This is a genomic window from Gilvimarinus gilvus (genome assembly GCF_030518155.1).
Taxonomy (GTDB): domain Bacteria; phylum Pseudomonadota; class Gammaproteobacteria; order Pseudomonadales; family Cellvibrionaceae; genus Gilvimarinus; species Gilvimarinus gilvus.
Genome location: NZ_JAULRU010000418.1, coordinates 189,485 through 212,502 on the forward strand (window position 1 = coordinate 189,485; position 23,018 = coordinate 212,502).

A 23,018-nucleotide genomic window follows, 5' to 3' on the forward strand; every position below is an offset into this window, starting at 1 on the left:
TTATCGGCTCGCAAAATCAATTCTCGGATCCACCCAGCTATAGGCCAAATCGCTCACAATACCAATCAGCAACCCCATCAAACCAAAAATATAGAGTGTGCCAAACATGACGGGGTAGTCTCTTTGTACCGTCGCCTCAAACCCCAAAAGGCCGAGCCCTTCAAGAGAAAAAATTACCTCGATTAATAATGAGCCGGTAAAAAACAAACTAATAAAGGTTGCCGGGAAGCCGGCGATTATAATCAACATGGCGTTGCGAAATACATGTTTGTACAAAACGCGCGCTTCAGTCGCCCCCTTGGCTTTTGCCGTCATGACATACTGTTTGTTTATTTCATCTAAAAAGGAATTTTTAGTAAGCATAGTTAGGGTGGCAAAACCTCCAACAACCATTGCGGTAACGGGCAGCACCATATGCCACGCATAATCTTTAATTTTACCAAACCAACTCAATGTGTCGAATTCATCAGACACTAAACCACGCAACGGGAACACATCAAAATACGAGCCGCCGGCAAAAAGGATAATCAGTAAAATAGCAAACAAAAATGCAGGAATAGCGTTGCCGATTATAACCACCCAACTGGTCCAGACATCGAACGTACTGTGATGGCGAACGGCTTTGCGTATACCTAAAGGAATCGACACCAAGTAGATGATTAATGTGCTCCAAAGCCCTAATGATATGGACACTGGCATACGATCAACAATAAGACCGGTAACACTGTTTGCTTTAAACAGGCTATCGCCAAAATCAAATGTTGTGTAATCGTACAGCATACTAAAATAGCGCTCATGCACAGGCCTATCAAAGCCAAACTGTTCTTTGATTTGCTGAATCACCTCTGGATCCAAACCTCGACTTGCCTGCGACCCTTGCTGCGTGGTGGCCACACCGTCGCCACCAGAGGCTCCTACTTGTATATTGGCCATTCCCTGCATACGGGCAATAGCCTGGTCGACAGGGCCGCCGGGAGCGGCCTGCACGATAAAAAAATTTAGGGTAATGATTGCCAGCATGGTAGGCACCACGAGCAACAATCGCCTAAAGGTATAAGCGAGCAAAGGCAATACCTCTTAATGTCTACTTGGCAATAGTGCTGGCTTTAGCTGTGTCATACCACCAGGTATCCATCCCAATTTCAAGAATCGGGGCTTTCTCAGGGCGCGAAAACTTATTCCAATGAGCAATGCGGTAATAAGGTGAATGCCACAGTGGAATGCCGTAAAAATTCCAAAGCGCAACCCGATCAAAAGCACGACCTAATGCCAATAATCGCTCTTCATTTCCTTGACTTGCAAGTATGTCCTCTACCAGTGCATCAATGACCGGGTTGTCAATGTTGGCTGTATTCCAGCTCGATTCGACATTCTTGGAATGCCAGGTGAGTTCCATATCTGTGGATGGATAGGGTATTTCCGTAAAGTACAGAGAGAGCATCTGGTAATCACCTTCTTGCATTCTTTTAGAATACTGCGAGGTGTCCACTTTGCGGATGTTCAAGGTAACACCTATACGCTCCAAGTTCTTTTTGAAGCTATTGGCATACTTCTCAGTACTTGAGTCGTAGATAAGCAACTCGAATTCCATAGGCTCGCCGGTGTTTGCATTCACCAGCTGACGGTCTTTCAATTCCCAACCGGCCTCTTTAAGTAACGACAGTGCCTGTCGCATAGCACCGCGGATATTGCCTGAACCATCCGTTTTACTGGGGCGCCAAACGGGGCCAAATACTTCCGCTGGTAGCTGATCTTTGTACTGATTCAAAATTTCAAGCTCTAAACCTTTTGGTTCGCCTTGTGCTTTATACGGCGTATTTTCCATAAAGCTCTCATGACGGGTATAAGCGCCGTAGAACAATGTTTTATTCAACGACTCGAAATCCAATAGATAGCTTAACGCCTGGCGAACCAGTCTGTCGGTAAAAGGAGCCGCCTGGGTGTTGTACATCAAAGCGGTGAGAGGTTTAGGTGCACGATTGGGGATTTCCGCTTTAATAATATCACCTCGCTCTACCGCGGGAATATCGTATGCCTCTTTCCAGTTGGCAATTTGCGATTCTGGACGCAAATCATACTCGCCTGCTTTGAACGCCTCCAGAGTTACTGAGCGGTCAAGGAAATACTCGAACGTCACCTTGTCGAAGTTAAAATGTCCTTTACGACTCGGCAGATCTTTAGCCCAGTAGTCCTTTACCCGCTCATAGGTCACATAGCTGCCCATTTTGTAGTCGCCCACCACATAAGGCCCCCCACCAACAACTGGCTCGCTTAAAGGCTCTGATAAATCTTTATCTTTCCAGATATGCTCCGGCAAAATCGTTAGTCCGGCCAGGTCGGTGATAAAGGTTTTTTTGGGCACGCTAAATTCAAACCGAACCTTGTGGGAATTTACCGCAATCGCCTTACTGACATCTTTATAAAGGACGCCTATCTGGGCCAGCCCCTCTTCGATAAATTTATTGAAACTAAAAACTACATCCGATGCGGTGACAGGCTTGCCATCATTAAAGCGTGCCTTTGGGTTTAAGTTATATTCAACCCACATATAATTATCGGGATAGGTCACAGATTCAGCCACCAATGGGTAAAGAACACCGTATTCCTCATCGTTGCTTACCATCAATTGGTCATAAATAAATCGTTGGTAAGGCTTTAAACCCTCTGTTACGGAATCGCCACGTCGCGCGTAGCGGTTAAAGCTGTCAAATGTGCCCAGTGCCGCCAGTCGAATCTCTCCCCCCTTTGGCGCATCGGGATTGACATAATCAAAATGCGGGAAGTCTTTTGGGTATTTGGGAGTCAGGTGGGAAGAAACAGCAAAAACTGTATGAATTTTAACCTCTTCAGGCTCAGGGCTCGCGTCGGATACCACTCCAACGCTTAGCAATCCGATAAATATGATCATCTGGCGACCAAATTTCCCCATCAAACTCATACAAAACTCCCGTTAATGGATAAAAACTAAGGTGGGTAGCGCACAGCTAAAGCAAACCCCCTTAGAGCGACACATCTTTTGAAGATTCAATTATCAGACTATTTAGCCCAGAAACAAGCCCTAAGTGTCGACCTAGACAGTTTTTTCCTCTAAATCCAGACAACTCCAGACGACAGTGCTAGTATAAAGACGTACGCCATAGGTTCGATTTGAACACTTTAAATTACCCACTGATCAAGAGCACAAGCCAAGATAACAGCAATGACGGCCCTCCTTCTCAACGAAGACCAGCGAGACTGCCTACAGGAAATAGCCAACGTCGCTATGGGGCAATCCGCCGACCGCCTAGCCCGGCTGCTTGATGTATTTGTCGTGCTGTCGATTCCCAACGTCAGTATTTTAAACCCCAACGATATTGTCATGACCCTACAGTCATTGCAAAGTCTGGATGAAGGGCAAGACAAGCTCACCGGTGTATGCCAGGGCTTTATCGGGGACGGGATCGCCGGTGAGGCCCTGCTCATCTTTAATGGCACCGATTACCGCGATTTAGCACAGCTGCTGAAATACGATGACACCAAAGAAAATCGCAGTGAAATCCTGATGGACACCACCAATGTTCTGGGTGGGGCTTGCCTGCATAGCCTGGCGCAACAATTGGATACGCATTTTAGTTTAGGGCCCCCAACATTACTGGGGGAACACTACGACATACCGGAATTGCTGAAAAAGCGGGAAATTAGTTGGAATAGCGCACTTGTCGTCGAAATCAACTACACTATTGAGGATCACAGGGTAAACTGTGACTTGCTGCTGGTCATCAGTGAAAACTGTATTAACGGGCTCGTGCAGAAACTCAATTACCTACTGGACTGATTCGCATTCCTACGCTATGTCGCAAGACTCTGATTTAACCCACTTTCTAAAAGATGTCCATTGGCTAATGGACATCCTGCAGAATATTGACGTTGGGCTTGTTGTGCTCGACCACAACTACCAGGTTTCCCTGTGGAACCAATTTATGCAGAACCACAGCGGCAAAGCGCCCGAGCGAGTGCTCAACCAAAGCTTGTTTGAGGTGTTTCCCGACCTTGCCGAAGACTGGTTTCGTCGTAAGGCCGAGCCCGCATTTATCTTGAAAAGTGCCGCCTTCACCACCTGGGAACAGCGCCCCTACCTTTTTCACTTTCCGCACTACCGGCCCATTACCGGCACGGCCCGGTTTATGTATCAAAACACCACAATTATTCCGCTGATTGATACAAAGAATGAGGTATCACACATCTGCTTAATTGTTTACGATGTGACCGATACGGCAATGAATAAGCTCGCCCAAATTGAGGCCAATGACCGCCTTAAGAGCTTGAGTCGCGTCGACCACCTCACTCAACTGTACAATCGTGGACATTGGGAGCACTGCCTGGATCAAGAGTTTAAACGGTTTGCCCGCTACCAGACCCCCTGCTCTCTCATAATGTTTGATATTGATCATTTTAAGGCCGTCAATGATACCCACGGCCATCCTGCAGGTGATGAAGTGATTAGGATGGTCAGCCAGAGTTTACGCCAGCAACTGCGCGATACCGATATTGGTGGCCGTTATGGAGGCGAGGAGTTTGGCGTCATATTAACCAACACAGACTCATCCGGCGCGCTCGAGTTTGCGGAACGCTTACGACAGCAGGTAGAAGCTACCGAAGTGCCTAATGGGAGTGAGTCGATTAAGGTTACGATCAGTCTAGGTGTCTGTGAGTTAAGCGCGCTTATCACCAATTACCACGAATGGCTGGCAGCGGCTGATACGGCGCTTTATCACTGCAAAGAGAACGGGCGCAATCAAAGCTTCGCCTGTACTTAGACCAACCTTGTGATTACAAAAAAGCCCGCTTTTAGTACAGCGGGCTTTTTTGTGGATTGAGTGAAAGCTACTCGATCTCAGCGGTTTCTCGCAAGAAACGAGAGTAGGATTCAAAGTCTGAGGCACCGAACATGCCAGCCAGAGCCTGCTGCATTGACGCTTTTTGCTCTTGCTCCATTTCCCCAGCAGGAACGTCCACCTCCGTTAACTGAACGATCATATACTCGCCGGAACGGCCTTTACCGGACACAATAGGCTGATCGGAACTTGGCACAGGCAGCGAGAAAGCAAATTCAACCACACCGCGTGGCTGATCCATGTTGCTGCGTTGAACGAGGTTGGCACTGTTTGCCTCAAGGTCAAACTCCGCAGCCAAATCGGCGAAACTGGTACCGCCTCGGATACGCTCCACCATTGATTGCCCGCGCTCAGCCAGCAGTGCCATAGCTTGCTCTTGTTTGAGCTTGGCAACGATGTCGTCGCGCACTTCCGCAAGTTCTTTCACAAAGCTCGATTGATGATCGATTTTTTTAACAACGACCACTCGCTCAGCTGTCAACTCAATCAGTTCGCTGGCGTTGCCGTACTCTAAAACTTCCTCACCAAACGCCGCGCGAGCCACTTGTCCAGAAGCCGCAATACCCTGCCCCCCCTCACGTGAGAACAGATCGGTTCTACCCACCTCCAGATCCAGCTCGGTCGCTACATTCGCAAGACTTTCAGCGTTGTAAGACAGATCTTCTAAGCTCGAAAGTAACTCAACGAAGCGGGCTTCTGCTTGTGCTCGTTTTAGCTGGTTAGCGATCTTATCTTTTTGTTCCGAGAAGGGCGCAGGCTCTCCGCCGCTCACCGATAGTAGCTTGATGAAATGCGTACCAGCATCGGTTTCAACAGGTCCCGACACCTCTCCTTCAGCCATCGCCGCAATAGCTTCCTCAAACTCATCGGGAAAGGCACCTTCGGTCGTAATGCCGAGGTCGCCACCCATATCTTTAGAGCCTAGATCATCGGAGTACTCTGCGGCAATCGTTGCGAAATCATCGCCACCATCAATCGCAGCGCGCACTTCGGTGAGTTCTTCGGGAGTGGGTTCTTCTAGCAATATGTGCGCAACATGACGCTCAACACTCGGAGTGAAGCTGTCGATATTCTGCTCGTACTGGCGCTTTAAAGCCTCCTCAGTCACCTCTTGCGATTCTTGCAGTTTTTCAACGCTCAGCTCAATGTACTCTACAGCTACTTTTTCCGGCACTGTGAACTCATCAGTATTACTCGCATAATACTCTGAAATCTGCTCTTCTTTCGGCTCCACCTCGTCGAGAAGACCGTTCACATCCATCGTCAAATAATCGAAGCTGCGCAATTGATTGTTTAACTCTGCAACGTACTTCACTTCTGTTGCCGTGGCGAAATTTGACTGACGCAAACCCGTTACAAGCTGGTTGACTGACATGTCGCGAATAAGCTCGGCTTTGTAGTTTGCCGGTGTATAGGCCAAACGAGCGAGCGACATCCTGTATTGCTCAGGATCAAATTGACCCGCAGCGTTTTGGAACGCGGGGATAGACGCAATCGTACTGGCAATACGCTCTGGTGCAATCGTCATATCGCCCTCCTCTGCCACTTGCGATAACAAGATACGGTCGATCAGTTGATCTAACGCTGGAGAGCGTAAATTCTCGTCACTGAGAAAGTCTTCGGGCACGGCCTCGCCAAAACGATTTCGCATTTGCGCACGCTGTTGCTCGATCGCCCGTAAAACTTCGGTCTCTGAAATTTCTTCGCCGTTAACCTCTGCCGCTACATCCGCCTGATTGCGGGTATTGAACAGCGCTTCCGCCCCTGAAAGTGCGAAAATAATGACCAACAGGCCCACTAATATACCGGCAACAAGTCCTTTGGAATTGTCCCGCATGGATTGCAACATGATTGGCTCCTGCAACCTGAAAGTTGATCGCTATAAATTTTGAATTACACAAAAAAGGCGCATCCGGGATGCGCCTTTCGTTCATCGCATGGGGTAAGCCATCGATGACTTTTGCAAGCTAAGAGGGCTTAGTTTACGGCGTCTTTCAGCGCCTTACCAGCTTTAAAGCTTGGCACATTGGCCGCTGCAATTTGAATCTCAGCACCAGTTTGTGGATTGCGTCCGGTACGGGCGGCGCGTTCTTTTACAGAGAAAGTACCAAAACCAACGAGTACTACTTGGTCCCCTTTCTTCAAAGAATCGGTGATACCGTCGACAACGGCGTCCAGTGCACGTCCAGCAGCAGCTTTGGATATATCCGCAGATGCGGCGATGGCTTCGATCAGCTCAGTTTTGTTCACGTTTAACCCCTTAAAAATAGATTTACCAGAACACGTTTTATAGTTGTGCAGTGTTTTTATTGATTCGGTGACATCAACGGCCAACCTTGCGAGGTCCAGCACCACCACTCACTATTGAACTGCGATTTATACCAAGCGGCTGGTTGCGGGTCAAGGCTGGCGTGACTAAATACTGAATTGGATTCGCTTTTGGATAGTAAATGTACGATCAAGCGCAACCCCAGTGTTGCCGCCGCTGTTACGGTAACACATGCCGGTAACAAATCACCCTAAAAATGAGTAACAGCTCGGCGCAGTTGACAGCAAAAATATGGATTGATCAACCCACAGGTAATTTAATTCGGGCCACGGACTCGTGATGATCTATCCGAGTGTGACCCGCCTTACTTTAATGTGTGTTGATTCTGGCCGCAGCATCTTCAGCTTTAGAGTTTTTTTCCAGTGCCTGAAACTCTTCATCAGTCAGTGGTTTGGGTGTATGTTGCAGGGCAACCTCTAAAACCTCATCTACCCAGCGTACCGGGCGAATATCCAGATCGGCCCGAATGTTTTCCGGAATTTCTTTCAGGTCGCGCTCATTGTCTGCAGGGATTAGCACCGTTTTTATACCCCCACGGTGTGCAGCCAACAGCTTCTCCTTAAGCCCGCCAATTTTTAATACCTCACCACGCAACGTGATTTCACCCGTCATAGCGACTTCAGCTTTCACTGGAATACCGGTCAACACAGACACCAATGCCGTGCACATGGCAATACCGGCACTGGGACCATCTTTTGGGGTCGCACCTTCGGGCACATGAATATGAACATCAACCTGCTCGTGATAATCAGGTGCAATACCAAGCACTTGCGCGCGGGATCGAACGACGGTCAATGCCGCCTGAATTGATTCCTGCATAACATCGCCCAGTGAACCGGTCTTTACGATCCGCCCTTTACCTTTAACCGCGGACGATTCGATGGTGAGCAGCTCGCCCCCTACCTGGGTCCATGCAAGCCCTGTCACTTGACCTATTTGATCGTCATTCTCTGCCCGACCAAAGTCAAATTTTCGCACGCCGAGAAGATCCTCTAACTGTTCCGGTCCGATATTATCGGTTGCGGTTGTTTTATTGCGTATATGCTTGGTTACAACCTTGCGTGAGAGCTTGGCTATTTCGCGGTCAAGTCCTCGCACACCCGCCTCACGCGAGTAGTATCGAATAATATCCCGGATGGCATCATCATCCAGTGCAAGCTCAGATTCTTTCAGTCCGTTCGCCTTTATTTGCTTTGGAATCAAATACTTGCGCGCAATATTAACTTTTTCGTCCTCAGTGTAACCCGGAATTCTAATGACCTCCAAACGATCCAACAAAGGACCGGGTATGTTCATCGAATTTGAGGTACAAACGAACATTACATCGGATAGGTCATAATCCACTTCGAGATAGTGGTCGTTAAAATTTTTGTTCTGTTCCGGATCGAGGACCTCAAGCAACGCACTGGCAGGATCACCGCGATTATCCATGCCCATTTTGTCGACTTCATCAAGTAAAAACAGTGGGTTTTTTACTCCAGCCTTGGCCATCTTTTGCACGAGTTTACCGGGCAGCGAACCGATATAGGTACGCCGGTGTCCGCGAATTTCGGCCTCATCGCGCACCCCGCCCAACGCCATGCGAACAAATTTGCGGTTCGTGGCTCGTGCGATGGACTCCCCCAAAGATGTTTTACCGACACCCGGAGGGCCGACCAAACACAGAATGGGACCGCGCACTTTTTTAACGCGTTTTTGTACCGCCAGGTACTCCAGAATACGTTCTTTTACCTCTTCAAGGCCATAGTGGTCTTTTTCGAGAACCTTTTCAGCTCTTTCGAGGTCATGACGGACTTTGCTCCGTTTCTTCCAGGGCACCTTGACCATCCAGTCGATATAGGCGCGCAAAACCGATGCCTCTGCTGACATCGGTGACATCATTTTCAGCTTTGCGAGCTCGGCCTGCGTTTTTTCCATCGCCTCTTCGGGCATACCACAGTCCGCAATTTTCTGCTCGAGCTCGTCAATCTCATTGACCTCTTCGCCCATATCGCCGAGTTCTTTTTGAATGGCTTTCATTTGCTCATTCAGGTAGTACTCGCGCTGGCTTTTTTCCATTTGCTTTTTAACGCGGCCACGAATCTTTTTCTCAACTTGCAGGAGGTCCATTTGACCATCCATCAAGCCCAGCAACGTCTGGATCCGCTCGCGGATACTGGTCAGCTCCAGAACGGCCTGCTTCTGATCCAATTCCAGCGCCATATGAGCGGCAATGGTATCGGCAAGCCGACCAGGTTCATCAATCCCGCTGAGCGAGCTCATCACCTCAGAGGCAACTTTACGCGACAGACTGACGTACTGTTCAAACTGGTCTCTGGCTGATTTTACGAGCTTCTCGGCCTCTTCGTCTTCAATCTGCTCCTCTTCGAACACCCGAACGGCCACTCGATAGTGACCATCGACTTCGTCGCTACTTTCGATAAAGACGCGCTCCCCGCCTTCTACCAACACTTTTACCGTACCGTCAGGTAACTTCAGCAGCTGGAGAATCGTTGCCAGAGTGCCAATTTCGTAGAGGTCATCAGCTCTGGGGTCGTCATCCGCAGGGTTCTTTTGCGCCACCAATACAATTTGCTTGTCGGCGCGCATCGCACTCTCAAGAGCCTCTATCGACTTCTGACGGCCGACAAATAGGGGAATGACCATATGGGGATACACGACTACATCGCGCAATGGGAGAAGCGGTAAATCTGTATTCATTAAATCTTGCTCGTCTTGTTGCATGTGTGACCCCTCTCAGGTCATGGGTGTCGGCGACACCGCCCGATACTGTTAGATTGGGGACTGTCTTAAGAAATTACAAGATAGTCACATTAAAAAACGCAAAAAGGGTGCCAGAGGCACCCTTTTCATCAGCAAAAGCCAGAAAGTATCAGTCTTCTTTAGCAACTTTACTCTGCGCGGGCTCAGCATTTTCATAGACGAGAATCGGGTCGGACTCGCCTTTAACGACGGTGTCATCCACCACCACTTTTTTGACGTTTTCCTCGGATGGGATTTTATACATGGTATCAAGCAACATGGATTCCATGATTGAGCGTAACCCCCTGGCTCCGGTTTTGCGCTCCATAGCCTTCTGCGCTACCGCTTCGAGGGCATCCCGGCGGAAATCAAGTTCCACACCTTCCATATCAAACAAACGCTGATACTGCTTGGTTAAGGCGTTTTTAGGCTCTGCAAGAATTTCGACCAATGCATCCTGATCGAGCTCGTCGAGCGTAGCGATAACCGGCAGGCGCCCAACAAATTCGGGGATCAAGCCGTAACGTACCAAGTCTTCCGGCTCAAGCTCATGCAACGTGTCGCCAAAGCTCTTATCTTCTTCCTTACTTTTTACTTGCGCCGAAAAGCCTATACCGCCTTTTTCTGAGCGCTCGCGAATAACTTTATCAAGCCCCGCAAAAGCGCCACCGCAGATAAACAGAATATTCTTGGTGTCAACTTGTAAAAATTCTTGTTGTGGGTGCTTGCGCCCGCCCTGAGGCGGTACCGAGGCAACCGTTCCCTCAATAAGCTTAAGTAAGGCCTGCTGCACACCCTCACCCGATACATCCCGGGTAATTGAAGGATTGTCGGATTTGCGCGAGATTTTGTCGATTTCGTCAATATAAACAATACCCTGCTGCGCTTTCTCGACGTCGTAGTCGCACTTTTGCAGTAACTTTTGGATAATGTTTTCAACGTCTTCACCCACATAACCTGCTTCGGTGAGTGTGGTGGCGTCGGCAATGGTAAAGGGCACGTTAAGCAGGCGAGCGAGTGTTTCCGCCAACAGCGTTTTACCGCTACCGGTGGGACCTACCAGCAATATATTGCTTTTACCCAGCTCTACCGCTTCTTTATCCTTGCTTTTGTTGCCCACGCGCAGGCGCTTGTAGTGGTTGTATACCGCAACCGCCAGTACCTTTTTGGCCCTTTTTTGGCCGATAACGTACTGATCCAATATGCCTGATATTTCAGCAGGCACAGGCAACTTGTCCGACTGGCCTTCGGTGGCACTTTCCTGTATCTCTTCGCGAATTATGTCGTTACACAGATCAACGCACTCATCGCAAATAAACACCGAGGGGCCCGCAATCAGTTTGCGCACCTCGTGCTGGCTTTTACCGCAAAACGAGCAATACAGTAGCTTGCCGTTTTTTTCGCCGTTATCTCCGGTGTGATCGGTCATTAAACCCACTCCCAATTCTTCTCTCAGAGTTAAAGATGACCCCTTTAACCCAATTTTTCAAGCCCCGTTTGTAACTTGTACGAGGCCATGCTCTCAATAGATTAAGACTCAGTTCGTGTTTGCACCACTGAATCGACGATTCCGTACTCCTTGGCCTCGTCAGCTGACATAAATTTGTCACGCTCTGTATCCAGCTCTACCTGCTCTAGAGATTGGCCCGTGTGATTGGCCAGCAATTCGTTAAGGCGGCGGCGAATCTTCAGTATTTCCTGCGCGTGAATATTAATATCAGAGGCTTGTCCCTGCGCACCACCGCTCGGTTGGTGAATCATAACCCGCGAATTTGGCAGGCAGTGGCGCTTGCCTTCGGCGCCCGAAGCGAGCAGGAACGCGCCCATAGAACAGGCCTGGCCCATGCACATGGTGCTAACATCTGGCTTAATAAACTGCATGGTGTCGTAGATTGACATACCTGCCGTGACCGAACCACCCGGTGAATTAATGTACAAATGAATGTCTTTGTCAGGGTTTTCCGCCTCCAAAAACAACAACTGAGCACACACCAGGTTCGCCATATGGTCTTCTACCTGACCGGTCAAGAAGATCACGCGCTCTTTTAATAGCCGGGAATAAATATCGTAAGAGCGTTCTCCGCGAGCGGTTTGCTCAACTACGATGGGCACCAGGCCGCTGGCGGTGATTTCCTGCGACTTGCGATCTTCAAACTGATAGGACATTGGTTACACACCCTTTTTTCATACATTCAAAAGACGATCCGATTGTCTTCGGACTACGTGTTAATGGGGAGCTTAACCTGTGCTGAGAGGATTGGCCAGAGGTGGCAACAAATTGGCGGGAGAAGTGGCCGCGAAACAAACGTTTCGCGGCATTTTTGCTCAAAAAGCCTTATTTTTCAGCCTTTTGAGGCTGCATAATTTCATCGTAAGTGGCCGTCTCTTCTTTGACGTCCGCTTTTGCGAGGATATGCTCTACCACTTGATCTTCTAATACGGCCGACTCAACACCGGCAAGCAGCTCACGCTGACTGTAGTAGTACTCTACCACCTCGGCTGGGTCTTCATAGGTTGTGGCGATTTCTTCCACCATCTTCTTGACAGCTTTTGCATCCGCTTTCAGTTGCGCCGATTTAACGACCTCACCGACGATCAGGCCCAGCGAAACGCGACGCTTGGCGTCTTCTTCAAACATGCTGTCCGGCAGCAAAGATTTGGCGTCAAAGCCTTCTGGCTGCTGACCAAAACGCTGCATCATTTGATTGCGAAGCACGTTTACTTCGTTGGCAACCAGCGCCTTAGGCAGATCAACCTCGTGGGACTCAATCAGCTTGTCCATCACCTGAGATTTCACTTTCGCTTTCAGAGCGTTTTTCAGTTCGCGCTCCATGTTGGCCTTAACTTCTTTCTGGAAGGCTTTAATGCCGCCTTTCTCCAGACCGTACTGCTGGAAGAACGCCTTTTTCAGCTCTGGCAACGTCTGCTCAGCAACGGAATTTACCTTGATCAAGAACTCAGCTTCAGCGCCTTTGAGCTCGTCAGACTGATAGTCCTCCGGGAAGGTAACCTTAATGGTCTTTTCTTCGCCCGCCTTCATTCCGACAATACCAGCCTCAAAGCCTGGAATCATTGAATTGGACCCGAGCACCAGGTTGTGACCACTGGCCTTGCCGCCGTCAAATTCAACGCCATCTTTAGTGCCGGTGAAATCGATATTCACCTGATCACCATCGGCACTCGCGCGCTCAACCTGCTCCCAAGTTGCGGCTTGCTTGCGCAATATTTCGATCATGTTGTCGATGTCTTCATCGGTAATAACAGCTGTATACCGAGTTACATCAAAACCTTCGATATTTTTCAGCTCTACCTCTGGGTACACCTCAAATGTGGCGACAAACTCCAGATCTTTACCTTCAGACAACTCTTTTGGCTGAATGCTAGGTTGGCCAGCAGGCTTAACATCTTCTTTACGCGCGGCTTCATAGAAGGAGCGGCTGATCAGCTCGCCGACTACTTCCTGACGAACGCCTGCACCATAACGCTGCTTGACCACTTTCATCGGAACCTTGCCCTTGCGGAAACCGTTCAGACGGATGTTTTTAGCGGCCTCTTTCAAGCGCTTTTCAATTTCGCCTTCAACAGTATCAGCGGGAACGCCGATCGTCAGGCGACGCTCTAAGCCAGAAGTCGTTTCGATTGAAACCTGCATAGTGTCCTCATGAATTACATCGATGCGTCGGCATCGGTTTGTGACATCGTTCCCCGTACGGGAGAACAACGCCCTCGCTAATTAATGGTGCGGTCGGAGAGACTTGAACTCTCACACCTTGCGGCACCAGAACCTAAATCTGGCGTGTCTACCAATTCCACCACGACCGCAGAGCCATAATAGGCCTTACGTGCACTCAGCTTTTCAACTCCTTGATTTTTAATGATATTTCTCAATAATCAAGTAGCTGGATGCGAGAAGGGTGCAGATTTTGCCACACTCCACCCTTCGGTTCAACAAACCTTTTTAAGAAATCTTTGATTTAGGTGCCGCAATAAGCGCAACCGCGCCTTTTTCGAGCTTTAAAACCTGGTCTGGGCGCGCAAGTGCGGGGCACAAAACCGCCTGCTCCGCCGTTAAAACACGCCCTCGAAGGCTGACCCCTCCCGTTATCGCCATCACCAACCGATAAGCGGAGAGCTTTGCCAGAGACATTTCACTGTGCTTGTGCGCCCTCAGGCGCCAAACGGCAAAATCATCAAAGTCGACCACCTGCTGACACAAAATCCCCGCAACAGCTTCCTCGCCCTCGTCCAATGCCGGCATTTCGGCGTCAAGAACGACTTTTTCCAGCGCCTCCCGGGTATCCCAATGCGGCTGAGTCAGCACTTTTTGCGCAAACGCGAGGATCTTGCGCTCATACACCGGCGTTTGAAACTCCACCGTGCGCACACCGTGCTGTAAGGAATGAGGGGTATAACAAGGAACCTTCACTACATCGCCAATTTTTAACGGCAACACTTTGGAGAAGCTCTCCATTGTGTGCCGCAGGCTCTCCTCCTGGGCCAGTAATTTGGCATCGATTTGCTGCAACCAGGCTATTTGCGTTGAGGGTGGCACAGGTTCATTCACATCAATGCCTACCCCCAATTTGATCGTATCTATACGAGCGTCGATATCCCTGCGAACGGCCTCGTACCTTGCAACAGCCTGCTCAAACGCATCTTTAAAAGCCTGATCGCTGCCATATTGGGCTCTTAGCTGGTCAGAAAAACCGAAGCGAATACCGCCGATGCCATCGGGCCAGGCGCGCTGGTCAACATGCGTGACAACATAAACTTCTTGCTTGCGCTCGTGCATTTCAAAGTAAAGGTCGCCAAAGACTTCGTCCGCCAAAGGATCCAACACCTTAAGTAAAATCATAGCTTCAGGGTTGCCGTCTGCGTATGCGCCGGGCATCACTTCAAGCAACCATGGCAACGGAATACTTCGATCGGTGGTGCCTACCCCAGATTGACCACGCACCTCCATCCCGGTGTACCAAATTTCGCGGCCCCACGGTTTTAATATCACCACAGGCACCAAGCTTATGGCACAACCGAGCTCCAGGACGGGCACCGCCAGCGTATCAGCGAGGGAATGTAGGCAACCGGAATCAGACCACTCGTCAAGGGTATGACGCGCTTCGGGACAATCTGCGGACAGCACAAGTTCAGCGTTAGTCGGATCGCATACCGCCAATAACACTTTGGTCGGCGCCTCATCCAAGTAGAAGGCGCGATGGGAAAAACTGAAAGCCGACAAGGATCCGCTTCCTGCCAAAAGATTCTGCAGGTGCTGCTCGGGTTTACTCACTGACCGGATCTGCAAGAGATCACTCCTGGCTGGAAAATAAGGAGGAGAATTTTAACAGATACTTTCCGAGACCCAAATCAACTTTAGCAGCGTTCAACAATCGTCGTAATCCCCTGCCCTAACCCGATACACATGGTCGCCAATCCAAGTGTTGCCCCCTTGCGCTCCAGGGCATTGAGTAATGAGCCGGTAATGCGCGTCCCCGAACAACCAAATGGATGCCCAAGCGCGATAGCGCCACCGTGTAAGTTCACCTTGGACTCCAGATCATCCAGCAGTGCCAAATCTTTTAATACCGGAAGGGCCTGCGCAGCGAACGCCTCATTTAGCTCAACACATTCAATATCATCAATATCTAAGTTGGCCCGGGCTAACGCCTTTTGTGTTGAAGGTACGGGGCCATAGCCCATGATGGATGGGTCGACGCCCGCCACGGCCATAGAGACAATCTTCGCGATAGGTTCAAGCCCGAGATCATTTGCTCGTTGCGCCGACATCACGATCATCGCTGAGGCACCGTCCGACAATTGCGAAGATGACCCCGCGGTCACGGTTCCATTTTTAGGATCGAACACGGGGCGCAACTCAGCCAGCGCCTCTAAAGTTGTTTCTGCCCGAATGGTTTCATCGGTACTAATCATCGCCAAACTACCGTCACTCGTGTGCCCGACAACCGGAATGATTTCGCGATCAAAGTAACCCAAACTTTGGGCTCTTGCCGCCAGTTGATGCGAACGGTACGAAAACTGATCCATCTGCTCTCGCGTGATTGCGTGAATACGAGCCAAGTACTCTGCCGTTACCCCCATATTACCAGCAGCTTTAGCCGCATAGAGACCAAGCTTAGGGTTGGGATCGATCGCCTCATACATCGGCAAGTGCCCCAGGTGCTCAACCCCACCGACCAAATAGGCATCGCCTAGCCCCGCCCATATATTAGCTGTAGCTGAGTGCAACGCGGCCATGGAAGATCCGCAAAGACGATTGATTGTTTGCGCCGGCACACAGTGTGGCAATCCTGCCAACAACCAACTGTTGCGCGCGACATTAAAGGCTTGTTCCTCGCGTTGCAGTACGCAGCCCCATAAAACATCATCGAGCTCAGACGGATCAATCGCCGCATTTCTTCGAAGTATGCCGCGCATTAGTTCAGCTGAAATATCATCGGCCCGGCTGTGACGAAAGCACCCATTTTTAGAGCGCCCCATTGCGCTGCGCGCATAGTCAACGATCACCGCTTCTGTTGGTTGAATACTCACGTCATCAATCTCCTACGCTCGCAGCAGCTGGATAAAACGATGCCTGTTTTGTGGCGAGTGATTGTAAAAGCTTTGCCGGTTGATACAGCGGACCTAGTGCTGCAAAGGCCTGCATATCGTCAACAAATTGCGAAACACCGTAATGATCAACCCAGAACAGAACACCGCCTCGATGAGGTGGGAAGCCTGTGCCGTACAGCATCGCCATGTCAGCTTCCGCGGCTGTTGCAACCACCTCTTCATCCAGACATCGAGCCAGTTCGTTGACCATGGGAATCATCATGCGCATTACTATATCGTCATCGGTAATATCGGAGTTGTCCGGCGCGCCGAGTAAATCGAGTGCACTGTCATTGACCTCTTTCACCGGCCGCCCCTTTGCATCGGTTGCATACCGGTAAAAACCCGCCTGTGTTTTTTGCCCATACATACCCTTTTCGAAGAGCGTTTGTGCCGCTGATGTATAGTCACGACTTAGCCGATCAGGGAAGCCATCGGCCATCACCGCCTCGGCATGAATGGCCGTGTCCAACCCAACCACATCCAACAGGTAGGCCGGCCCCATCGGCCAACCCCAGCCCTCCATCACTTTATCGATACGCTGATAATCTACTCCATCGCGAACCAACTGAGCAAAACCGGCAAAATAGGGAAACAGCACGCGATTTACTAAAAAGCCCGGGCAATCGTTAACCACAACTGGCTTTTTCCCAAGCGCCAAAGCCAGAGCCGTCACTGTGGCAATAGTCTGATTTGATGTTTTTTCACCCCGAATCACCTCAACCAAAGGCATTGCGTGCACGGGATTAAAAAAGTGCATGCCGCAAAACTTATCCGGCGATTTTAATTGGGATGCGAGTGCCGTTATAGAAATTGTCGAGGTGTTCGAAACCAGCACTGCGTCGGCATCGATAACCGCCTCTGCTTCGGCAAGAACACTTTGTTTCACTTTAACGTTCTCAACGACCGCTTCGATAACAACATCGGCAGCGGCGATATCGGGATAGTGAAGGGTAGGATCAATGCGGTTGAGGGCTTGTGCCATTTCGCCTGTACTAAGTCGACCTTTTTCAACGCGCTTTTGCAGCAGCTTCGCGGCCTCTGCCAAGCCGAGCTCAATGCCTGTACTATTGATGTCTTTAAGCGTCACCGGTATTTTTTTTACCGCGCATTGATAGGCAATTCCTCCGCCCATAATGCCAGCCCCTAACACTGCCGCTGACTCGGCCGGGTCCTCTGCCCCTTGCGCGAGCTTTTTGGCTTTCTTGGTGAGCGCCTGGTCACTCGTAAAAACATTGACCAGTGAGCGCGCCACGCTGGATACCGCCACCTCCAGAAAATATTTTAGCTCGACTTCCAGCGCCTGTTCCCGTGCCATTGTTGTCGCTGCTTGCATGGCTTTAATCGCCTGCACAGGTGCGCGATAGTGACGTCCTGCGGCTGCCCCAACTACGCCCTTGCTCGACTCGAACACCATGGGCGACTCCACGGCATTGAGCGCTAACGGTTGAACTTTTCTCTGCCGGCGCGATTGATAATCTATTGCACCGCTGGCTGCCTCGCGGACTAAGCCCATCGCGGATTCCTGCAAACCGCCAACTTCCACAATAGCGTCGATCACCCCAGCCTTGAGCGCTTGCTTTGCACTGTGCTCCCGGCCAGAACAAATCCACTCGATAGCCGTGTCGGCGCCTGCGACCCGAGGCAGGCGAACGGTGCCCCCCCAGCCAGGAATAATGCCTAATTTGGTTTCAGGAAGGCCCATTTTCAAACTTGCATCGGCAATACGAAAGTCACAAGCCAATGCCAGCTCCATGCCACCGCCTAGCGTAAAAGAGTTTAAACAGGCTACGCTAGGAAATGGCAAATCTTCAATGCGGTTAAAATTATCAATGTTTTTAGACAAGTGTTTGGCTATAGCGGCTTCGCCCAGCTGAAACACAGGCGCAAACTCATGAACGTCTGCGCCCACCATAAAGCTTGACTTGGCACTGCGCAAAACAAGCCCCTGAACATCAGAGTGTTCAAGTTTAGTCAGCGCCAGATCTAATTCGGCCACCGTCTGACGATTAAATGTGTTTACGCTATTTGCTTGAGCGTCAAACGACAATATCGCAATATTATTTTCAACGCTAACACTCAGGCGCTCGCCTTGGAACATACGCAACCTCTGTAATCTTATTCGGGTCCAGGTGAAGCAACAATAATTTCTGCCGGTTCGGTTAGTGACTCGTTGCAGGCACGAAAAGGCGTATACGCCTGCAAATAAAAGCCTTCGCCAGCCTTCATTTTTCGCACATTCGATCCAGCTGATAGTAGTATATTGCCCGAAAAAATCCACCCAGCCTGGTCAAAAAAGCCCGTGAGCGGCGCATCACCGGTACTGGAATTCGGCCTAAAATAGAAACGCTTGAAAGTAATTGATCGCCCGGGTAAGTGTTCGCCAATAATCTGCATATAGCCATACGGTTTCTCATGCTTCTGCATATCCGTTTCGGCATAGAAAACCTCTTCTCCCAAGCCTTCACCACAGGCAAAAAAATGCGACAAAGACATGGGTATGCCAGACAGAACCTTTTCCAAGGATTGTACGCTTGGGCTAACCTGGCCTTGCTCAATCATTGAGATACTGCTGTTAGTAACCCCTGCACGCTTGGCCAATTCCCGCTGAGAGAGGCCATTCGCCTCGCGAATCGCTTTTAGCTTAATCCCAAGCGCAACGCCCGACTCAGTCACTGCCATGTCGACCTCCGTTTAGAATGATGTTCTACGGTACGTCCGGTACCGGGGATACCAAAAGTTTGCTTCCACTTTTTGCACCATCAAATCGTCTGGTACCGCGACGGCAACCCCATCGGCTATTGCCTGTCGATAGACCGCCAGCGCAATGGTCTTGCTAACGCTGCGAATATTTTCCAGATCGGGGAGCAAAGGGCCCGAACCTTCATTCGCTAGCGGCGATAATTTTGCCAGAGAACGCGAGGCTGCCAACATCATGCCATCGGTGATTTTGCTGGCTTTTGCACTCAGCACTCCCAGGCCAACGCCAGGAAAAATATAGCTGTTGTTACACTGAGCGATTTCGTGAATTGTTCCGCCTATATCAACCGGGGCAAATGGGCTACCGGTCGCAACGATGGCCCTACCGCCCGTCCATCGTAAAATATCTACAGGTTGCCCTTCGACACGGGAGGTAGGATTCGACAAAGGCAATATGATGGGGCGCTCGCAATGAACTTGCATCGTTTCGACAATGGATTTATTGAATAAGCCAGGCTGGCCCGACACACCAACCAACACGGTTGGCCGCACATTGCGAACCACATCCGCCAGACCGACCACTCCCGGCTTGTCCAGCAACCATTCAACAAGTAAACTTTCAGGTTTGCGAAAGCGCTCCTGAAAGGCAAGTAAATCATTGGATCGACTGGTCAACAACCCGTCGCGATTCACCAGATAGACCTTGTCCTGCGCTTGCTCGGGTGTCAGCCCCTCTTCAATCATCGCCGCAATTATTTGATCTGCGATCCCACAGCCAGCGGAGCCCGCCCCGGCAAACACAATGGTTTGATCGCACAAAGACTCATGCTTTGCCCGGCAAGCCGCCAACAGCGTTCCGACGGTGACGGAGGCCGTGCCTTGCACATCATCATTAAAACAGCATAGGTCGTCGCGGTATTTTTCCAATAGAGGTGTTGCGTGATTTTGTGCAAAATCTTCGAACTGTAACAGCGCGTTTGGCCAGCGAACTTTTACTGCCTGAATGAATTGATCAACAAATTCATAATAGGCTTCGTCATCGATTCGCTCGTGGCGCCAGCCCATATACATTGGATCGTTAACCAGTTGTCGATTGTTGCACCCTACATCCAAGACAACGGGTAAAGTATATGCTGGGCTGATACCGCCACAAGCGGTATAAAGTGCTAACTTTCCAATGGGAATGCCCATCCCCCCAATACCTTGATCGCCAAGCCCTAGGATTCGCTCCCCATCCGTTACCACAATAACTTTGACGTTGTGTTTGGTCGCGTTTTGCAAAATGTCATCGAGGCGGTCGCGATCTGGGTAGGAGACAAAAAGACCACGCTTGCGTCGATAAATTTTCGAAAAGAGCTCGCAAGCCTTACCCACGGTCGGGGTATAGATCAGCGGCATCACTTCGCTTAAGTGCTCTGTCACTAAACGAAAATAAAGCGTTTCGTTGGTGTCTTGTATATTGCGCAAATAGATGTGCTTATCGATGTCTGTTTTAAAGGAGCACAACTGTTCGTAGGCGCGCGCCTTCTGCTCTTCTATGGTTTCAATGCTATAGGGCAACAAGCCTTCCAAATTAAACGCCTGACGCTCCTGGCGGCTGAACGCACTACCCTTATTCAGTAATGGCGCTTCCAACAAGGCTGGACCTGCGAACGGTATGTATATGGGTCTGGTATTCACGAAATTTCCTGTTTGTCGCCCTAACTAGGCCATTAAAGTTTATTAACAAGCGTTGCTTCCAAAACGACTGCGCCGTTCTGGTCTTGTAATTGAAGGGAACTCTGGTCGACGGTGACACTGAGTGCCTGACTGAGAACACGGGTGAAGTGCTGTTCCTGTTGCATAATGGCCGGCAAACACATTTTTCGTGTGCTGGCTAAGTCCTTGGCCAGTGTCAACTGCGTATCGGTATAGTGATATTCTCCGAAAAATTGGTTGCAGCCGCTGTTACCTGAAAGCCGGTTTGCATCTTCAAACCGCAAATAGGATTTTGACTCAGCGCCAACGGACTCTCCCATAACGGTTTTTACGCGCCAACTACCGGTTATTGAGGGTTGCACTTGGGCGCTGCTGGCTTCTTGTTCCGAATCCGTTACTTGGCAGGCGCTTATTGCTATACAGGCGGTCAAAACCATCATACGTACCATCAGATGTACTCCATTTAACCAATGACAGATCAGCGTAGGCATCACAGATCCTTATATTATGATCTTAGCCAGTTTTAAACCGATGTACACCCCCTGGAATCAAAACGCCGGGCAGTGCCCGGCGTTTTGATTCTATAAGCTAGCGCCCCATACCCGGAGGTAAGCCGCCACCGGGAGCGCCGCCACCGGGCATCATTCCACCCAGGCCACGCATCATTTTGGACATGCCGCCACCTTTCATTTTTTTCATCATTTTTGCCATCTGCTTGTGCTGTTTAAGCAAACGGTTTAGATCCTGAATTTGTGTGCCAGAGCCCGCGGTAATCCGGCGCTTGCGGGAACTGGTTAAACCGTCGGGGTGTTTGCGTTCCCAAGGCGTCATGGAGTTAATCAGGGCCTCCATCACCTTAAACTGCCCACCCATGTCTGCCTGCTGCACCATCTGCCCCATATTTCCCATTCCGGGGAGCTTATCCATCAAGCTGCCTAGGCCGCCCATGTCTTGCATTTGTTGCAATTGATCGCGCAAGTCCTCAAGGTCAAAACTCTTACCTTTTGATACTTTTTTAACCAGCCGCTGCGCTTTATCTTTGTCTATTTTTCGTTCTGCTTGTTCGATAAGCGACATTATGTCGCCCATACCCAAGATACGCGACGCAATTCGATCTGGATGAAAAGGCTCAAGAGCGTCAACTTTTTCACCCATGCCGAGAAATTTAATGGGCTTGCCAGTCACGTGACGAACAGACAGAGCGGCACCGCCGCGAGCATCACCATCCGCCTTGGTAAGCACCACACCGGTAAGCGGCAACGCTTCATCAAAGGCCTTGGCCGTGTTCACTGCGTCCTGACCGATCATGGCATCAATCACAAACAGTGTTTCAACCGGATTTAATTGTTGGTGTAAACCCTGAATTTCTTGCATCAAGGTTTCGTCAATATGCAGGCGGCCGGCGGTATCGACGATCAACACATCAAAAAACTGTCGCTTGGCGTGGTCAAGAGCCGCAGCGGCAATCGCCTGTGGTTTGTCAGCGTCTGTGGATGGAAAGCACTCTACCTCTACTTCCCCTGCCAAGGTTTTAAGCTGCTCGATGGCCGCAGGGCGGTAAACATCAGCGCTCACCACCAAGACTTTTTTCTTCTCACGCTCGGTCAAAAATTTGGCGAGCTTCGCAACCGATGTTGTTTTACCCGCCCCTTGCAGGCCGGCCATCAATATAACCGCGGGTGGCTGAGCGGCCAGATTGAGAGACTCATTGGCTTCGCCCATAACGGCGACCATTTCGCTCTCAACGATTTTTAGGAATTGCTGACCGGGGTTGAGCGCTTTTCCGACCTGCGTCCCAAGCGCCCGCGAACGAATGCGGCCGACAAAATCTTTAACCACAGGCAAGGCGACATCAGCTTCCAGTAATGCTTTGCGCACCTCGCGAAGGGTTGCCTGAATATTATCGTCGGTGAGACGAGCCTTACCGGTAACCTTCTTGAAAGTTACCGATAATCGATCCTGAAGATTTTCAAACATAACTAACTGACACCTGATCTTGGGCGTAATGCAAAAGTAGCCCAATTATAACGTGTTAAACACCCATTCGTCTTGTGCTCTCCCACAAAGAT

Annotated in this window: 17 protein-coding genes and 1 tRNA gene; 2 read left to right on the forward strand and 16 right to left on the reverse strand. The window is 50.1% G+C overall.

Features of this window, described 5'->3' with window-relative positions; all coding sequences use genetic code 11:
* Together QWI17_RS07590 and QWI17_RS07595 are read right to left on the reverse strand one after the other, a co-directional pair.
* Positions 1-1,020 carry a microcin C ABC transporter permease YejB gene (locus tag QWI17_RS07590; protein ID WP_441294586.1) on the reverse strand — a complete coding sequence of 340 codons (1,020 nt, stop codon included), beginning with the start codon at positions 1,018-1,020 and terminating at the stop codon, positions 1-3.
* A 64-nt stretch (positions 1,021-1,084) separates the two neighbouring features.
* Complete coding sequence (locus QWI17_RS07595) at positions 1,085-2,938, reverse strand: extracellular solute-binding protein (protein WP_302721918.1); 1,854 nt, start codon at positions 2,936-2,938, stop codon at positions 1,085-1,087.
* A gap of 261 nt (positions 2,939-3,199) precedes the next feature.
* Here QWI17_RS07595 and QWI17_RS07600 point away from each other — a divergent pair, with 261 nt between their 5' ends.
* A complete protein-coding gene (locus QWI17_RS07600) occupies positions 3,200-3,814 on the forward strand; it encodes a histidine kinase (RefSeq protein WP_302721919.1) in 615 nt (204 codons plus the stop codon).
* A 16-nt stretch (positions 3,815-3,830) separates the two neighbouring features.
* Positions 3,831-4,796, forward strand: coding sequence for a GGDEF domain-containing protein (locus tag QWI17_RS07605; protein ID WP_302721920.1), 966 nt, complete (start codon positions 3,831-3,833; stop codon positions 4,794-4,796).
* A gap of 67 nt (positions 4,797-4,863) precedes the next feature.
* Here the strand turns inward: QWI17_RS07605 and QWI17_RS07610 are convergent, their stop codons facing one another.
* From QWI17_RS07610 to ffh, 14 genes are all read right to left on the reverse strand, one after another.
* Positions 4,864-6,723 (reverse strand): SurA N-terminal domain-containing protein, encoded by a 1,860-nt coding sequence (locus QWI17_RS07610; protein ID WP_302721921.1) that lies wholly within the window; start codon positions 6,721-6,723, stop codon positions 4,864-4,866.
* Positions 6,724-6,851: 128 nt separating this feature from the next.
* Positions 6,852-7,124, reverse strand: a complete 273-nt coding sequence (hupB, locus tag QWI17_RS07615) for a nucleoid-associated protein HU-beta (protein WP_020209663.1) — start codon at positions 7,122-7,124, stop codon at positions 6,852-6,854.
* A 388-nt stretch (positions 7,125-7,512) separates the two neighbouring features.
* Entirely contained in the window at positions 7,513-9,927 is a 2,415-nt protein-coding gene (lon, locus tag QWI17_RS07620; RefSeq protein WP_302721922.1) for an endopeptidase La, read from the reverse strand.
* A gap of 148 nt (positions 9,928-10,075) precedes the next feature.
* Positions 10,076-11,374 (reverse strand): ATP-dependent Clp protease ATP-binding subunit ClpX, encoded by a 1,299-nt coding sequence (clpX, locus tag QWI17_RS07625; protein WP_302721923.1) that lies wholly within the window; start codon positions 11,372-11,374, stop codon positions 10,076-10,078.
* A 101-nt stretch (positions 11,375-11,475) separates the two neighbouring features.
* Complete coding sequence (clpP, locus tag QWI17_RS07630; protein WP_302721924.1) at positions 11,476-12,111, reverse strand: ATP-dependent Clp endopeptidase proteolytic subunit ClpP; 636 nt, start codon at positions 12,109-12,111, stop codon at positions 11,476-11,478.
* Positions 12,112-12,280: 169 nt separating this feature from the next.
* Positions 12,281-13,597: a trigger factor gene (tig, locus tag QWI17_RS07635; RefSeq protein ID WP_302721925.1), complete on the reverse strand. Its 1,317-nt coding sequence runs from the start codon at positions 13,595-13,597 to the stop codon at positions 12,281-12,283.
* Positions 13,598-13,682: 85 nt separating this feature from the next.
* Positions 13,683-13,767, reverse strand: a tRNA-Leu gene (locus QWI17_RS07640).
* 136 nt (positions 13,768-13,903) lie between these two features.
* Positions 13,904-15,247: a hypothetical protein gene (locus tag QWI17_RS07645; protein WP_302721926.1), complete on the reverse strand. Its 1,344-nt coding sequence runs from the start codon at positions 15,245-15,247 to the stop codon at positions 13,904-13,906.
* A 68-nt stretch (positions 15,248-15,315) separates the two neighbouring features.
* Positions 15,316-16,491: an acetyl-CoA C-acyltransferase FadA gene (gene fadA, locus QWI17_RS07650; RefSeq protein WP_302721927.1), complete on the reverse strand. Its 1,176-nt coding sequence runs from the start codon at positions 16,489-16,491 to the stop codon at positions 15,316-15,318.
* Positions 16,492-16,495: 4 nt separating this feature from the next.
* Positions 16,496-18,652 carry a fatty acid oxidation complex subunit alpha FadB gene (gene fadB, locus QWI17_RS07655; protein ID WP_302721928.1) on the reverse strand — a complete coding sequence of 719 codons (2,157 nt, stop codon included), beginning with the start codon at positions 18,650-18,652 and terminating at the stop codon, positions 16,496-16,498.
* Positions 18,653-18,669: 17 nt separating this feature from the next.
* Positions 18,670-19,233 (reverse strand): helix-turn-helix domain-containing protein, encoded by a 564-nt coding sequence (locus tag QWI17_RS23630; protein ID WP_319835077.1) that lies wholly within the window; start codon positions 19,231-19,233, stop codon positions 18,670-18,672.
* Between the two features lie 12 nt (positions 19,234-19,245).
* On the reverse strand, positions 19,246-20,931 hold the full coding sequence (locus tag QWI17_RS07665) for an NAD-dependent malic enzyme (protein WP_302721929.1): 1,686 nt from the start codon (positions 20,929-20,931) through the stop codon (positions 19,246-19,248).
* Between the two features lie 32 nt (positions 20,932-20,963).
* Positions 20,964-21,440 carry an META domain-containing protein gene (locus QWI17_RS07670; RefSeq protein ID WP_302721930.1) on the reverse strand — a complete coding sequence of 159 codons (477 nt, stop codon included), beginning with the start codon at positions 21,438-21,440 and terminating at the stop codon, positions 20,964-20,966.
* A gap of 97 nt (positions 21,441-21,537) precedes the next feature.
* Complete coding sequence (gene ffh / locus QWI17_RS07675) at positions 21,538-22,926, reverse strand: signal recognition particle protein (RefSeq protein ID WP_302721931.1); 1,389 nt, start codon at positions 22,924-22,926, stop codon at positions 21,538-21,540.
* Positions 22,927-23,018 lie beyond the last annotated feature (92 nt).